13 protein-coding genes are annotated in these 16292 nt (G+C 50.2%); 5 read left to right on the forward strand and 8 right to left on the reverse strand.

The window, feature by feature from the left end:
• Positions 1–28: 28 nt before the first annotated feature.
• The 6 genes from DFR62_RS05735 to DFR62_RS05760 form a co-directional block, all read right to left on the reverse strand.
• On the reverse strand, positions 29–805 hold the full coding sequence (locus DFR62_RS05735; RefSeq protein ID WP_121298634.1) for an enoyl-CoA hydratase/isomerase family protein: 777 nt from the start codon (positions 803–805) through the stop codon (positions 29–31).
• A 13-nt stretch (positions 806–818) separates the two neighbouring features.
• Positions 819–1799, reverse strand: coding sequence for an NADPH:quinone oxidoreductase family protein (locus tag DFR62_RS05740; protein WP_175578503.1), 981 nt, complete (start codon positions 1797–1799; stop codon positions 819–821).
• Between the two features lie 34 nt (positions 1800–1833).
• Positions 1834–3060 carry an acyl-CoA dehydrogenase family protein gene (locus DFR62_RS05745; protein WP_121298636.1) on the reverse strand — a complete coding sequence of 409 codons (1227 nt, stop codon included), beginning with the start codon at positions 3058–3060 and terminating at the stop codon, positions 1834–1836.
• Complete coding sequence (locus DFR62_RS05750) at positions 3053–4642, reverse strand: class I adenylate-forming enzyme family protein (RefSeq protein WP_241663068.1); 1590 nt, start codon at positions 4640–4642, stop codon at positions 3053–3055. Before DFR62_RS05750 ends, DFR62_RS05745 begins: the two co-directional genes overlap by 8 nt.
• A 219-nt stretch (positions 4643–4861) precedes the next feature.
• On the reverse strand, positions 4862–5578 hold the full coding sequence (locus DFR62_RS05755; RefSeq protein WP_058382784.1) for a YebC/PmpR family DNA-binding transcriptional regulator: 717 nt from the start codon (positions 5576–5578) through the stop codon (positions 4862–4864).
• Between the two features lie 198 nt (positions 5579–5776).
• Positions 5777–6874 (reverse strand): nitric oxide synthase oxygenase, encoded by a 1098-nt coding sequence (locus tag DFR62_RS05760; protein WP_121298638.1) that lies wholly within the window; start codon positions 6872–6874, stop codon positions 5777–5779.
• Between the two features lie 510 nt (positions 6875–7384).
• Between DFR62_RS05760 and DFR62_RS05765 the strand changes: the two genes are divergently transcribed.
• Positions 7385–8185 (forward strand): HAD family hydrolase, encoded by an 801-nt coding sequence (locus DFR62_RS05765; protein WP_121298640.1) that lies wholly within the window; start codon positions 7385–7387, stop codon positions 8183–8185.
• 53 nt (positions 8186–8238) lie between these two features.
• Here the strand turns inward: DFR62_RS05765 and serA are convergent, their stop codons facing one another.
• Together serA and DFR62_RS05775 are read right to left on the reverse strand one after the other, a co-directional pair.
• A complete protein-coding gene (gene serA, locus DFR62_RS05770; RefSeq protein ID WP_121298642.1) occupies positions 8239–9825 on the reverse strand; it encodes a phosphoglycerate dehydrogenase in 1587 nt (528 codons plus the stop codon).
• Entirely contained in the window at positions 9825–10982 is a 1158-nt protein-coding gene (locus DFR62_RS05775) for a pyridoxal-phosphate-dependent aminotransferase family protein (protein WP_121298644.1), read from the reverse strand. The genes serA and DFR62_RS05775 overlap by 1 nt, the downstream gene beginning before the upstream one ends.
• Before the next feature lie 633 nt (positions 10983–11615).
• Between DFR62_RS05775 and DFR62_RS05780 the strand changes: the two genes are divergently transcribed.
• The 4 genes from DFR62_RS05780 to DFR62_RS05795 all read left to right on the forward strand — a co-directional run bounded on the left by DFR62_RS05780 (position 11616) and on the right by DFR62_RS05795 (position 16280).
• Positions 11616–12554: a glycosyltransferase family 2 protein gene (locus DFR62_RS05780; protein ID WP_121298646.1), complete on the forward strand. Its 939-nt coding sequence runs from the start codon at positions 11616–11618 to the stop codon at positions 12552–12554.
• Entirely contained in the window at positions 12544–12939 is a 396-nt protein-coding gene (locus DFR62_RS05785; RefSeq protein ID WP_121299529.1) for a GtrA family protein, read from the forward strand. Before DFR62_RS05780 ends, DFR62_RS05785 begins: the two co-directional genes overlap by 11 nt.
• 19 nt (positions 12940–12958) lie before the next feature.
• Entirely contained in the window at positions 12959–15574 is a 2616-nt protein-coding gene (locus DFR62_RS05790) for a YfhO family protein (protein WP_121298648.1), read from the forward strand.
• Between the two features lie 70 nt (positions 15575–15644).
• Positions 15645–16280: a superoxide dismutase family protein gene (locus DFR62_RS05795; protein ID WP_121298650.1), complete on the forward strand. Its 636-nt coding sequence runs from the start codon at positions 15645–15647 to the stop codon at positions 16278–16280.
• The last annotated feature ends 12 nt before the right edge of the window (positions 16281–16292 follow it).

Below are 16292 nucleotides of genomic sequence, written 5' to 3' on the forward strand. Positions count from 1 at the left end.
GTGGCCGCATCAAATGGTAACGCTTACATCATTTCCCTTGAAATTCAGGTGTGCGTTTCTCAAAGAAAGCAGCGATGCCTTCTTTATGGTCTTCGGTCTGGAGAAGCAGCGTCTGGATGAGATTTTCTTGCATGAATGCCGCTTCCTGCGGCAATTCATCCAAATGGTTGACCAGGTATTTGACGTATTTATTGCTGATGGCTGGCCCTTGTGCGAGAAATTCCGCAAATTCCATAGCGGCCTTGCCGACATCCCCGCTCGAGATGCGATTGATCAAGCCGTGACCTTGCGCTTCCTGTGCGCTGATTACTTTTGCGGAGGCGATCCATTCCTTGGCGAGCGGCGGGCTGATTCGTTTACGGAGCGCTTTGATGAGCCCGAGGTCGGGAATCAACCCGATATTCGAAAAGCTCAAAGCGAATTTGGCATCTTCGTCTGCCACGATGAAATCCGCAGCCAGCGCCAGGCTGAAACCAGCTCCTGCTGCATAGCCGTGAACTGCGGCGATAACGGGTTTATCGCTGTCCATCAAAGCTTTCGATAAGCTCGAAATGAAATCGATCCATTCAGCGACTTCGTGCGCATTGCCTAAAGACTTCATCGAGGCAATATCGCCCCCTGCAGAAAATGCTTTCCCTTCCCCTGACAGGACGATGGCTCTGACAGCTGGATCTCCTTCCAATCGCTTGAGTGCTGCGAGCATTTCTTCGACCATCTCCCGCGATAAGGCGTTGAGTTTATCCGGCCGGTTCATGTGGAGCTTTGCAATCGCTCCGTTCACTTCTGTCTGGACAAGATTTCCCATAGGCTTTCCCCCTTTATGGTGTAACTATTAATTTCCCATAAGTTTTTCGGCTGCCGAGCTGATCGAGTGCGTCGACGACTTCATCGAAGGCGAATTCTTTATAGATGAGCGGCTTGATGGCTCCTTCTTTATACAGTGCCATTAACTCGTGATGGGCTTTCATCACTTGGTCCGGCATCAAATTGCGGAACAAGCCGAAATGGACGCCGACAATCGAGTAATTTTTGATTAAGGCGTGGTTGGTCGGAGCATCGGCGATTCGCCCTCCGGCAAAACCGATGACCAAGATACGCCCTTCAAAAGCGATGCATTTTCTTGAACGGTCGAAAGTATCGCCGCCGACCGGGTCGAAAATGACATCCGCCCCTTTGCCGCCGGTCGCTTCTTTCACTTTCGGGACGAAATCTTCTTCACGGTAATTGATGACGATATCCGCTCCAAGTTCTTTGCATACCGCAAGCTTATCCGCGCTTCCGGCAGTCGCGATGACCGTCGCGCCTGCTGCTTTTCCTAGCTGGACCGCGGCGGACCCGACACCGCCTGATGCAGCATGGACCAGCAATACTTCGCCTTTTTTCAAATGGCCTGAGCGATGCAAGGCGAAATAAGCCGTTTGGTACGTAATGAATAGCGCTGCCGCTTCCGCATACGAAAGTTCATCCGGAATCGGGAAAATCCCTTGTTGTTTGACGACTGCCCATTCGGCGAGGCCACCGCTTGGCAGCATCGGCGTCGCGAGAACACGCTGGCCGATTTCGCCCTGTGTGCCTTCACCTAGCGCTTCGATCGTTCCGGCAATCTCCGCTCCTGGCGTAAAGGGGAGTTCGGGGCGTTCCTGGTATTTCCCTTGGCATTGCAGAATATCAAAGAAATTGAGCGCTGCCGCTTCCACTTTGATGAGCGCTTCGCCCGCGCCTGGGCTTGGCTTCGGCAATTCTGCAACGGCTAAAGCCTGTTCCGGGTCGCCGAGCTCTGTCACTTGCCACGCTTTCACTGTCACCACTCCCATCTTCTTCGTTTGCAAATTTTTATTGACGTGCTTCATTCGCTTTCAATTGCTCACGCAGTTCAAGGCGCCCGACATCGCGCAAATGGACTTGGTCCGGCCCATCGACAAGACGCAACGTGCGTGCGTTTGCGTAATGTTCAGCAAGCGGGAAATCCTCTGTCAGGCCGGCTCCGCCGAATACTTGCATCGCCCGGTCGATGACATTGATCGATACGCGTGGGGCGGCAATCTTGATCATGGCGATTTCTTTGCGTGCGGCTTTCGCACCGTGTTCATCGATCTTGTGCGCGGCGTTCAAGGTCAAAAGCCGTGCCTGTTCGATTTCGATGCGGCTTTCGGCGATGATTTCCTTGATGACGTCTTTTTCCGCCAATGTCGAACCGAAGGCGACACGGCTTTCCGCCCGTCTGCACAATAATTCAAGGGCACGTTCGGCAGCGCCGATTGCTCGCATGCAGTGATGGATGCGTCCTGGCCCGAGACGGCCTTGTGCGATTTCGAATCCTCGACCTTCCCCAAGCAGCATATTGCTCGCCGGGACGCGGACATTTTCGTAATGCACTTCCGCATGCCCTTGCGGTGCATCGTCATAGCCGAACACGGTAAGCGGGCGGACAATCTTGACGCCTGGCGTATCGAATGGCACAAGGATCATCGACTGCTGCTTGTGCTTTTCGGCATCGGGATCGGTTTTCCCCATGACGATCGCAATGCTGCAGCGCGGGTCCATAGCGCCTGTCGTCCACCACTTCTTGGCGTTGATGACGTATTCATCGCCGTCACGGACGATACTGCTTTGGATATTGGTGGCGTCGGATGAAGCGACGTCCGGCTCTGTCATGGAGAAGCATGAGCGGATTTCGCCGTTCAATAAAGGCTCGAGCCATTGTTTTTTCTGCTCATCCGTGCCGTATTTCACGAACACTTCCATATTGCCGGTATCCGGCGCGTTGCAGTTGAAGATTTCCGGAGCGATGAGTGAGCGCCCCATAATTTCACATAAATGGGAATACTCGTAATTTGATAAACCTGCCCCGTATTCCGGATGGTCGAGGAAGAGGTTCCATAAGCCTTGCGCTTTTGCTTTTTGCTTCAGCTCTTCAATAACCGGCGGGATGGTCCAACGGTCGCTTGTAGTTTCTTTGTATTCTTTTACTGTCTGTTCAGCCGGATAGACATAGTCATCCATGAATTTCAGCAGTTCCTGGCGTAATTGTTCCGCTTTTGGCGATAATTCCTTAAGCATTTGATCGGCCCCCTGTTTCTTTTAATGTGTTTTTCAATATCTTTCCTGACGCATTGCGCGGCAGGCTTTCCAAGAGCACAAACTGTTCCGGCACCTTGAATTTCGCGAGCGTCTTCTTGCAATGCGCCTGCAACTCAGTGAAATCGTCTGGATCAAGTTTCGGTCCGACGACAAATGCTTTTACTTTCTCGCCGAACACCGGATCCGGTTCTCCGATGACAGCTGCTTCTACGACATCCGGATGGCTTTTCAGCGCATCCTCCACTTCGATGGAGAAAATTTTCTCGCCGCCGCGGTTGATCATGTCTTTTTTGCGGTCACGGATATAGACATAGCCGTCGTCATCCATAATGCCGAGGTCGCCTGAATGCCAGTAGCCCTCAGTGAAACTCGACTGATTGGCGGCCGGGTTGTCCCAGTATTCCTTGATGATCATCGGTCCTTTGATATACAATTCGCCGGATTCCCCGTTCGGCACGGTGCGTCCTTCCGGGTCGACGATTTTGATGTCCGCGACGTCGACCGGCAAACCGACCGATGTCACTTTCGATTCCGGATAACTCACCGGCATCAACGTGGCAGGAGATGTCGTTTCCGTCGCCCCATATGCATTGTGAAGCTGTGCATTCGGGAACGCTTCTTTCAGCATTTGGAAGGTCTGCTGATAGATCGGGGAACCGCCGAACGCCACTTTCTTCACAAATCCGAACGAATGCTGCTGGAATTCTTCGCTCGTCGACATCATGATGAAAATGGTTGGCACATTGAATAGGAAATTGATTTCGTGTTTCAAGATCAGCTCGATATAGCGTTCATTTTGATAGCGCCTCATGCTGTAGACTGTACCGCCGACATAAAACATATGGAGCAGTTGTCCGACCAGCCCTGTCACATGGAACATCGGGACAGCGACCAGCGTTTTCATCGAATCATCGGTCTCAAAACGGCGTTTGTAATTCATCACGCTGTGCACCGCATTGATATGCGCCAGCACCGCGCCTTTAGGCCGGCCGGTCGTCCCCGATGTATAAAGGATGAACGCGCCATCCTGTTCATCGACGTCCACTTGTCCAAATGCAGCCGACTCATCGAGTAATTGGCCGTAGGAATTCTCGCCCCCGATGATAAAGAGTTCGGGGTGTTCAGCATCTTCGAGTCCGCTGTTTCGAGTGGCTTCTTTCACTTTCTCCGCATATTCCGCTTCTACAATCAAGAGCTTCGGCTTGGAATGACCGATAATGTATTGCAATTCTTCGACTTGCAGTTTGACATTGATCGGTACCATGATCGCCCCGGCCTTGGCACAAGCGAAGACGACCACTGGAAATTCAGCGCAGTTTCCGACCACCGCACCCACCCGGTCGCCCACTTGAATGCCGCGCTGCTGAAGGTTGGCGGCAAGCTTGGTCGATTGCCTGTCAAGCTCCCGGTAGCTTAAAGTCTGTTGTTCCGTGACGACTGCCGGTTTTTCTCCGTAGCGCGCCACAGTATCTGTAAGCAATTGGCCGATTGTCGAAGGGCGCTTCGCAAACACCTTCACTTCCGCCCGCCCAAAAAGTTCCATCGTTTCAATAGCTGCCAAACGAAAGCCTCCTTTTAAAGAAAATGTAAACCCTTACATCCTGTTTGAAAAAAATAAACTTTCCGGTCATTTATTAAACGTTGATTCAAAAAAAGTATACGTTTTAATATTTTGAATTACAAGTTAATTTTTAAATTATTTTAAATATTCTTTTTATTAATTATCGCAAAAAAACTTCTGCCCGTTTTTGGACAGAAGTTGATTGATTTATGGAATTGTTTATACTAAGTCGACGTTGTGGTAGACCTGCTGGACGTCTTCGAGGTCTTCGATGGCATCTACCATCTTTTCGAATTGCGCCTGGTCTTCTTCTGACAGCGGCAATTCATTCTGCGGGAGCATCGTCAATTCAGCGACCGTGAAGTCGGTTACGCCATCCGCTTTGAACGCTTCTTGCACCAAGTGGAATTGATCCGGTTCTGCATAGACGATGACGGTGCCTTCTTCTTCGAGGATGTCACGCACGTCAATATCCGCTTCCATCAATAGCTCCAGCGCTTCGTCGGCCGACTTGCCTTCTACGCCGATAACCGCCGTATGGTCGAACATATAGGCTACCGATCCGCTAACGCCCATATTGCCGCCGTTTTTACCGAATGCTGCGCGCACGTCGGAAGCGGTGCGGTTGACGTTGTTGGTCAAGGTATCGACAATGACCATCGAGCCGTTCGGTCCGAATCCTTCGTAACGCAGCTCGTCGTAGTTCTCTTCCGATCCGCCTTTTGCTTTTTCGACAGCGCGATCGATGATGGCTCTTGGCACGTTATAGGTTTTGGCGCGCTCCAGCACAACTTTCAATGCCTGATTCGATTCCGGGTCCGGTTCGCCTTGCTTGGCAGCTACATATATTTCACGGCCGAATTTTGCGTAGATTCGGCTTGTGTTGGCATCTTTGGAAGCTTTTTTCTCTTTAATATTATTCCATTTGCGTCCCATTGTTATTCCTTCTTTCTCAAATTTCTTACGATGAAGAACATCATTTCATTCTATTATAATACAATACCTTCTGCTCTATCGACCTTCAGCCTTAAAAAACCGTCTTCCATCCGCTTATTTTCTTTGCTTGCACTAAAAATCGCTTTGGCTGTCCCGGCTGTGAATAGCTCCAGCGGGACAGTCAAAGCGATTTCACTTTTATTCTTCATAAGGCGTTTGCTGGTAAAAATAATTCGGTTTAACGATGTCGTTTTTATACGGCTTATGGAAAATATGCGTTGTGGCGGGCGACACCGGCGGGATTAGCCATGCCCAATTGCCCGTGACTTGGCGCCCTTCCCGTTCTTCGATTTTCTCGAAATTCTTGAACTGCTTGGCGGCGGTATGATGATCGACGATGGTCACGCCTGCATCCGCAAATGATTCAAGCACCGCCACGTTCAATTCGACGAGCGCTTTATCTTTCCATAGCGTCCGCTGCGAACTCGTGTCGAGACCCATAATTTCCGCCATTGCCGGCAACAGGTCATAGCGGTCTTCGTCCGCTAAATTGCGGGCGCCGATTTCCGTTCCCATATACCAACCATTGAAAGGCGCCATACCGTATTCAATGCCCCCGATTTCGAGCTTCATATCGGAGATGAGCGGCACTGCATACCATTTCAGCCCGAGTTCCGCCATAGCTGGCCAGTCAGGATGACCGATCGCCACTTCAGGTTTGGCGTCGGCAGGCAGCTCGAACCATTTCGGCTGATTGCCGGCTGCACCGATCACCACTGGTAATAAGTCGAACCCGCTGCCCGCACCTCTCCATCCGAGCGCCTCGCATTGCTTGGTAAATGCAAGAGACGAGGAGTCGCCGACGATCCGGCCGTCCCGTTCATATCCTGCATAACGCAATAATTGATGGTTCCAGATGCGCATCCCGCTTTGGTCTGACTGTTTGAAAATCGTAATGGCCGGGCGGATTTTCCCTCCGTTGAATGCAAAGCGCAAATGGCGGACGATGGCCGAAAATACTTGTTCTTCCGTTTCCGCTTCACGTTCATCAAAAATTCCCAAGGTCTGCCAAAACAAACGGCCGATACAGCGGTTGTTATTGCGCCAAGCCATGCGCGCCCCATGCTGTAATTCTTCTATTGTATGCATATAGCTGCCCGTAGTCTCGATTTCCTGTTCAATCTCAGCTACACGGCTAAGGATTTCCTGTTCGCCTTTTTCCAGTTCTAAATAGCAAGTTTCAATGAAATGAGCTGCCTCTTCCAATAACAGAGGGCGTTGTGCAAGCTTTTCCATAGTTTCACTCCTTTCCGTACATCGTACCACCGGAAGTGGCCGGCGGTCGCCAGATTTGTGACAACTCTTTGATTTTCAGCCGTGCTTTAGTACACTATGGGTTGAATAGATAAATTTAATCTCTAGATATTCCGCAAAACCACTCCTAAGAGCTTTGCTCAACTTTCGCTACACTCGAGCATCGCAAGTGAATAGTCCCGGTTTCCCTTCGCCTATTCACTTCCTGCGGGCGAGCGCCAAGCCTCCTCAGTCGCTTCGGAGCCCTTGTGCTCCCACATTTACTTCGTAAATGCGTCGCAAATGAATGCGTTCAGCTAAGCTTCACTCATTCATTCCTTGCGGGGTCTCGGCTGTCTCGTCGCTTAAAAGAGCGCTGCTCCCTTGGGAGTCTCCGTGGTTTTGCTCCATATCTTATATTTGTTCTTTGAATCACCATCCTTTAATTATAAGTTGTAGTTAATCATGATTCTGAAGTTTGATTTGCATAAAAAAGCAAGGGAGCGGCGCGATATGGTGAAAGCGATTTTCTTTGATTTGGACGACACTTTATTATGGGATCAGCAAAGCGTGAAAGAAGCCTTCCGCGAAACGTGCGAGTGGGCGGCTGAACAAACGGGCGCCGATTGCAGCAATTTGGAACAGGCGGTGCGGGAAGAAGCCCGCAAGCTGTATGCGGGCTATTCGACACATGCTTTTACGCAAATGATCGGCATCAACCCATTCGAAGGGCTGTGGGGGCGCTTCGATGATTCGGGAGACGATTTCCAGCGACTTAAAGAAGTTGCGCCAGGTTATCAAGAAGAGGCCTGGACGCTTGGGCTGAAACGCATCGGCATCGACGATCCGGAGTTAGGGAAGCAACTCGCCGCGTATTTCCCGGAAGCGAGAAAACGCAACCCGGTACTTTACGAAGACAGCTTGGACGTGCTCGATCAATTGAAGGGCCGTTTCGATTTATTGCTGTTGACGAATGGGTCGCCGAGCCTGCAGCAGATCAAACTCGACATCACGCCGGAAATCGCGCCGTATTTCGACCATATCGTCATTTCCGGCGCATTTGGGCGCGGCAAGCCCGATGCCTCCATCTTCGAACATGCCTTGGCGAAGTTCGGCTATGCCCCGAAAGACGTCCTGATGGTCGGCGACAATCCTTTGACGGATATCCTCGGGGCTGAGCGTGCGGGAATCCCTTCCGTTTGGCTGAACCGAGAGCAAAAAGCACCTCATGAATCGGTTGTCGCAACTCATGAAATTAACAGCCTGAAAGAGCTATTGCCCTTGCTCGACAAGCTGCAAACTACATCTGCATAAGAAAAGCGCCTGCCCCGATTGGTCTCTAGACAATCGGTGCGGGCGCTTTATTTTTATAGATCGATTGCCGTAACGCTTTCGATTTCTTCGAGTTTCTTCAATTCTTCCAAATCTTCCGGATCGGCATGCTTGTCGATCGACAGCATCATGATCGCGTCGCCGCCGGCATTCGATCGTCCTACCTGCATCGTCGCGATATTGATGTCTTCTGCCCCGAGCAATGTGCCGACGCGGCCGATGACTCCCGGGCGGTCATTATGGCGGATGAACAACAGGTGGCCGTTCGGCAGGAAGTCGACGATATAATCATCCACTTTGACGATGCGTGCGCCTTGGCCGTTTAATAGCGTACCGGATGCTTTCCGCGTGCCGCTCTGCGTTTTCACTTCGACAGTAATGAGGTTGGTAAAGCCGCGGGATTCGGTCGATTTGTGTTCGTTGACATGAATGCCTTTTTGGTTGGCGATATACATCGCGTTGACGTCATTGACGTGCTTGCCGAGATGGCGTTTGAGCATCCCTTTGAGCATATTGCGCGTCAAGGGGCCGACTTCCAGGTTAGCGAGTTCGCCTGAATAATAGACATTCACTTCATCAGCCGTTTCACCTGTCAAATCAGTGAGGAACGTACCGATGCGTTCTGCCAAATCGAAATACGGCTCGATGCGTTTCATGAGTTCTTTCGGTACAGACGGCAAGTTCACCGAATTGCGGACCGTGCCATATTTGACGAAGCTGACAACATCTTGGCTGACATCGACTGCGACGCTTTCCTGCGCTTCGAACGTGCTCGCTCCGAGGTGAGGCGTCGCGATGATCTCTGGCAATTCCAACAAGCGGAAATCGACCATCGGCTCTTGTTCGAAGACATCAAGCGCGGCACCTGCCACTTTGCCGGACTTCACCGCATCATATAAGGCGCTTTCGTCGATGATGCCGCCGCGCGCGCAGTTGATGATCTGCACGCCGTCTTTCATCACTTTAAAAGCTTCCGCATTGATCAAATGCTTGGTTTCTTTGAGTAGCGGCGTATGGACGGTGACAAAGTCAGCCGCTTTCAAGACATCTTCCACCGTCCCGAAGTCGACGCCGAGTTTTTCCGCTTTTTCAGCAGTCAAAAATGGGTCGTAGGCAATGATGTTCATGCGTTGGCCTTTAGCACGCGCCGCCACTTCCTGGCCAATCCGCCCGAAGCCGACAACGCCGAGCGTCTTGTTTTTCAATTCGACGCCGACATAGGCTTTACGGTCCCATTTGCCTTGCTTGAGGGAATTATAGGCTTGTGGAATCTTGCGTGCCATGCCCATGAGCATGGCCATCGTGTGTTCGGCAGCCGAATTGGTATTACCGTCCGGTGCGTTGACGACAATAATGCCATGCTCGGTTGCTGCTTCCAAATCGATGTTATCAACCCCAACGCCTGCGCGGCCGATGATTTTCAAATTGGAAGCTTTTTCGATAAGTTCTCGCGTCACTTGCGTCTGGCTGCGGACGAGCAATGCATCGAACCCGTCGATGCGTTCGGCAAGTTCAGCTTCAGACAAATTCGTCTCCATGACGATGTTGATGCCGTCGGCGTGGCGCAGCGGATATACGCCTTCTTCTGATAGTGGGTCGCTGATCAACACATGAAATGTCATTATTTATCCTTCCCTTCCAAAAAGACTTGCTGCGCGGCGGCAATGCCTGTGCCGAGTGTGATATCTTGTCCAAGCTTTTTCAAGACGACTTCCGATGCGGCAAGAGCCTGCAGCACATCTGCTGGTGAGCAATAGCCCATATGCCCGACGCGGAAGATGCTCTTCGCGAGATGCTGCTGGCCGCCCGCAAATTCAATGGCAAACTCTTCTTTCAGCACTTTGCGGAACTGTTCTGCATCAAAATCTTCCGGATATACAGCGGTGACGGTCGGTGATGCATCCTCATCGCTTGTCAGCAAACGGACGTTCAGCGCTTTGAATGCAGCGCGTGTCATATCGCGCATCAAGCGGTGACGGCGGTAAACGTTCTCCAGTCCTTCTTCCTCCAATAAATTCAATACTTGCTGCAAGCCGTAAAGAATGGAGATCGCTGGCGTGAACGGTGTCGTGTCTTTTTCGATATTGTCGCGGTGCTTTTTCAAATCCAAATAAAAGCGCGGCTGCGGATTGGCTTCGATTTTTTTCCATGCCCGCTTGCTCGCTGCGATGAATGCGAGACCCGCCGGGAGCATAAACGCTTTTTGGGAGCCGGTGACGACAACATCGATGCCCCATTTGTCCATTTCCGTCTCTGTACCCGCTACGCATGAAACGCCGTCAACGACGATCAGCGCGTCCGACACTTGTTTTACCGTCTCGGCAAGTTCTTTGATCGGGTTCAGGACGCCGGTTGAGGTTTCACAGAACGTAGAGAAAATGACGCGGATGTCCGGATGCTCCCCAAGGAAGTTTTTCACGGCTTCCGGATCCACCGCTTGCCCCCATTCCACGTTGAACACATGCGTCGTGATTCCGTAGGCTTGGCAGATTTTAGCGAAACGCTCGCCGAAGGCACCGGTGACCAGCACCATTACTTCTTCGCCTGGCGCCACGGTATTGACTACTGCACTTTCCAGCGCGGAAGTTCCGCTGCCTGTCAAAATCATCACTTCTTCTTTTGTGCCAAATACTTTTTTCAATTTCGGGCGGATATCTCTGATCAATGAATACGTGCTTTCCCCGCGATGCCCGATCATCGGTTGTGCCATGGCACGCCCTACACTTGGCGGAATCGGTGTCGGTCCTGGAATTCGCAAAATTTGTTGGTCTGTCAGCATGATAATGTCCCCTTTCGATTTGAAAAAATTGATTCTGGAAATTTGTATACAAAAAAAGACTCTACGCCCCACATCCAAGATGCAAGGGGCGAAGAGTCTCTAGTCGCGGTACCACCCTAATTCACTACCTGGCATGCAGGCAGCCTCATTAATATCATGCATAACGGGCATGAAGCGGATGGGCCTACTATAGTTTCAGCACATCTATTCGGGAGTGCTGCCAAATACCGGAACCGCTGATTCGCACCACCCATCAGCTCTCTTTGGATTCCTCTGCACATGGCCTATCTCCGTCGCAATAGTTAATCGATATAAGTGAATTGAGTCCATCATATATACGAAAAAAACTATTGTCAATATATAAAAAATATTAAGATTTCTTTGCAAGCGTTTTCAATGTTGCTGTTACTGTAGCCGTTGCGCAAAAAATCTTTTCTTTTTTATTTTCAGAGAATTCCGCATTCCAGGGTAACTCAATTGTAATAGCCCTGACATGTCAGCAAAGCGGATTTTGCGTATAATGAATGGAGATTCCTTTTCCTTATTGGCATTTTCCAGGAATAATGTCCTGAAAAATGGGTAAATGGATTTTCAGGGAAGATTTTGAATGCCCATTGAAAGGAGAACACCATTATGAAGCTGATCTCTATTATTGTGCCAGCTTTCAACGAAGAAGCGAACATCGCTTCGATGTACAAGACTTTGGTGCAAGAACTTGAGCCGCTTCCTTATCTGTATGAAATCATGTTTATCAATGACGGCAGCAGTGACGGAACTTTAGACGAAATACTCAAACTCGCCAACGAACACGAAACCGTAAAATATATTTCCCTGTCCCGTAATTTCGGGAAAGAATCCGCCATGTTCGCAGGCATGAAACGAATCAAAGGAGACGCTGCCATCTTGATGGACAGCGATATGCAGCACCCGCCCACGCTCATCTGCGAAATGATTCAAGGCTATGAAGACGGCTTCCATCAAGTCGTCGCCAAACGGTCTCGCAAGGGAGATTCGAAACTGCGCAGTGCATTTTCTTCCCTATACTACAAAATAGTCAATTCCGTAACCGATGTCAGCTTCGAAGACGGCGAAGGCGATTTCCGCCTCTTGAGCCGCAAAGCCATCAATTCCATCCTGTCGCTCAGCGAGAGCAACCGCTTTTCCAAAGGCATTTATTCGTGGATTGGCCTCAGCAAGAAAACCATCAGCTATGAAAATGTCGTGCGCGCAGAAGGCGATTCCAAATGGTCCTTCGCAAGCCTCGTCAATTACGGCATCGACGGGATCATTTCATTCAATATGAAACCGTTGCGCATCTGTTTTTACACAGGATTTCTCGTTTTGTTCCTGTCCTTGCTTTATATCGCTTTTACGTTTTACCAAATCATGGTGCGGGGCGTCATCGCACCCGGTTATTTCACGACCATCACGGCGATTTTGCTACTTGGCGGCATTCAATTGATCAGCCTTGGCGTCATCGGCGAATACGTCGGACGCATCTATAACGAGACCAAGCAGCGGCCCCATTTCTTGGTCGACATGAGCAATGTGGATGAATACGATGAATCTTAAACGCTTGAATACGGAGTTTACCCGCTTTGTTTTTGTTGGGGTCGTCAACACGCTCAGCTATTACTCCATCTACCTGTTTTTGCATAATGTGCTCGATTGGGCCTATATGCTGTCCCATGTCATCGGATTTTTGATCAGCTTGAACATTTCGTTTTTCCTGAACACTTACGTAACGTATCGTGTCAAACCGACATTGAAGAAGTATTTGTATTTCCCGCTAACGCAAGTCGTGAATATGTCGGTTTCTACATTCCTGATTTTTATATTCGTGGAATTCCTTCATATCAACAGCAATATCGCGCCGTTTGCCGCAGTGATTTTCACCATTCCGGTGACCTTTGTCGTTTCCGGAAAAATCCTGAAAGCGCCGGTGCAATCCAAATAATCATAAAGACGGTGGCATTATGCGTTCTTTTCGTCCCTATCTTCTACTGACAATTGCATTTCTAGCCATGGCCATCATCGGCCATGGCGTATTTCTGTTTCAATGGACCCAAAACCAGTTCATGGCCGGGCCCAATGACGGCCTCGCCCAAATGATGCCGTTTAAGCAATTGCTTTATGACCACTACACGCAAGGTGAATTCTTCTATTCTTTCGATTTCGGCCTCGGTGCTGGCATATTCAGCGAACTGTCGTATTATTTTTCGACGTCTTTCGTGTATATCTCGACACTCGTGATCGTCTATTTGCTCGATTCACTTCAATTGATCGGTGATCCGGATGTCCTGTTCTGGGCCAACGCTTCCGTGTTCATCAGCGTCGCCCGGTTGGCGATCGTTCTGATCGTCACTTACACATTGTTCCGCTATATGCGCATTTCGCGCTTATCGGCATTTGTCGGGGCAAGCATCTACGGGATCTCTGGGATGTACTTCCGCCATGCGGCTTTTTGGGAGTTTTTTGCGGATGCGTTCATCTGGCTGCCCTTGCTGATTTTCGGTGCGGAAAAAATCTTCCGCGAACAAAAACCGGGCTGGTTTATGTTTGCAATCGCGATTTCGATGATCGACAATTTCTATTTCGCTTATATTAACTTCCTCTTGGCAGGCATCTATATTTTATTCCGCTTGTTCATCCCGCTTGAAAAGGCGGAAACGAAATGGAAAAAGGCCATTGTATTGTTCTTGATTGCCGGATTGATCGGTGCGGGCATGTCCATGGTGTCATTTATCCCTTCTGTATATGCGTTCTTGAACAACCATCGCCCAGCGTTCCAGCAGGATATTCTCTGGTTCGAGGAAACGGAAAACATTCTGTTCATGAGCCGCTACATCCTGTTGCCGGCCATGTTCATGCTATTTCTCTTCATTCCGGCGCTGTATAAACTTCAGCGTTTCCGTCTTTTTGCATTGATCGGCATCCTGACGATCGTCTTGTATCACAGCCCGATGGTCGGCAGTATTTTCAATGGGTTTTCTGCGCCCCAGCACCGCTGGGAATATTTTATGTCATTTGTGGCTGCAGGCGCCATTGCCAGCGGCTTGGATCATTTTCATAAGCTGCGCTTGAAAGATGTTGCCACGGCTGCGATTTTGACCGCCCTTCTTTATGGATGGTTCGCTTGGCGAGATGAAGCACTTGAATTCACCACGCTTTATCCGCGCCTGGCACTGGCGGGTCTCGTACTGACCTTGGCAGCCGTGTTGGCCGCTACGGCCATTCGGCAGCGATCGCAAAAACCGCTGCTGGCTGCTGTGCTGCTCGCTTTGGTGTTGGCAACTGCCAATGTCTACCAAAGCGAAAAATTGCTGGATAACGCCGATATCGCGGATGTCGATGAAGCTTTAATTACCGGGGAAGATTACGACAACGCGGAAGTTCGTGCTTTGATCGACGAAATTCAAGGACGCGAAACGAGCGAGATGTACCGCATCGACTGGATGGAAGGCGTCCGCAACAATACGCCGATTGTCCAGGACTTCCAAGGGCTCAGCGCTTATTCCAGCATCTTGAACAAAAACTTGCTGTACTTCTATTTATACGATTTGGAGATCGATATGCAGCGGGAAAGCGTCAGCCGCTATGCGACACTTGGCAACCGCAGCAATCTACACAGTCTTTTGCAAGGCAATTATGCCATACGGGAACGGGACGACCCGAATGTGCCATACGGTTTCCGCAAATTTGCCGCTACCGATAATTTCATCGCATATCAAAATCGCTACCCACTGCCTTTCGCGCGGCCGGCTTTCCAGGTGTATCAAGAGTCCCAGCTAAAGGATGAACCGCCGTTGCTGCGTGAACATGCCATGCTCAGCGGAATTGTCTTGGACGAAACAACTGAAACCGAACCCCTTCCCGACCGCTTCCCGGGAGAAGCTGATTATGAAATCGAAGAAGTGGGTGCGAATTACGAAGACGGCGTACTCGATATTTCCGAAGAAACCGGCGGAATTGATTTGCTGCTCGATGAAGTTCCGGAAGAAGGCGATTTGTATATCTCTTTCCATCTGGAAAATACCGCAGCGGACCAGGGCTTCCCGCTCGAAATCAATGAATACCGGACGACCCGCAAATCCAATCAATCGATTTACAAGACCTTTGTCGACGACTTGACGATCCGTGTCGAGGCTGCACAAAAAATCGAAATCCGCATGCCTGAAGGAACATATGAGCTGACGGATATTGAAATTGTCAAAGAGCCTTATGCCCTTTTAAGAGAACAAAATGCTTTAGCAGACCGCACGAGCAATTTGAAAATCGACGGCAGCCAGGTTGACGTCACTTACGACAATCAAGACGGTGCCCCTTACCTCAATTTATCGATTCCTTACGAAAGAGGTTGGCAGGCGACCATCAATGATGAACCGGTCGATGTGTTAAAAGCCAATTATGCGTTTTTAGCCGTTCCGCTCGAAGACGGGATGAACGAAATTGAGCTCCGCTATCGCCCGCCGTTCTTCTTGCCTTCCCTGTTCATCAGTATGTTGTCGCTCGCCCTCGGCTTATTTTGGCTGCGCCGGCGAAAACGAAACGAAGCCCGCGGGTATGAGCCAAAAGACACCATGACGAATTGACGGGTTTAGCTCCCCTCCTACATGTGTAAGGTATGGTAATAACAATTTTTAGGAGGAGGGAGTAAATACGATGAAATCATGGTTGATGCTTATGCTTTTAGGCCTTTTACTGCTGCTGGCGGCATGCGGTGACGACACAACAGAACCCCCAACAGAAACGGATGGAGCTGAACCGCAAGAAGAAGAAGTGGAAGAACAAGAAGGTGAGCCACAAGATGGTTCGGGAGGCGAATCAGAAGGCGCTAGCGAAGTTCAATTGCTGACGGTTGAATTCCTGAATGCAGATGGAGACGCTGCCGGCACTGCTGAATTGACCGAAGAGGATAACGGGGTTATGGTCACATTGAATGTGGAAGGATTGGAGCCTGGCATGCACGGCCTCCATTTCCATGAAGAAGGAATGTGCGAAGCGCCTGATTTTGAATCAGCAGGCGGGCATTTCAACCCGACCGGCGCAAGCCACGGACACGATAACCCGGACGGCCCTCATGCAGGCGACCTCCAGAATATTGAAGTTGCGGATGACGGGACTTCGACCGATGAATTGACCGCAGAAAATGTCACTTTGCAAATCGGGGAAGATAATTCATTGTTGAAAGAAGGCGGCACAGCGCTCATCATCCACGCTTCGGAAGATGACGGGCAAACCGACCCTTCCGGAGATTCCGGTGAACGCGTTGCTTGCGGCGTGGTGACAGCTGAATAAATAATTTTTAAA

The sequence above is a fragment of the Planococcus citreus genome, assembly GCF_003664125.1.
GTDB lineage: Bacteria > Bacillota > Bacilli > Bacillales_A > Planococcaceae > Planococcus > Planococcus citreus.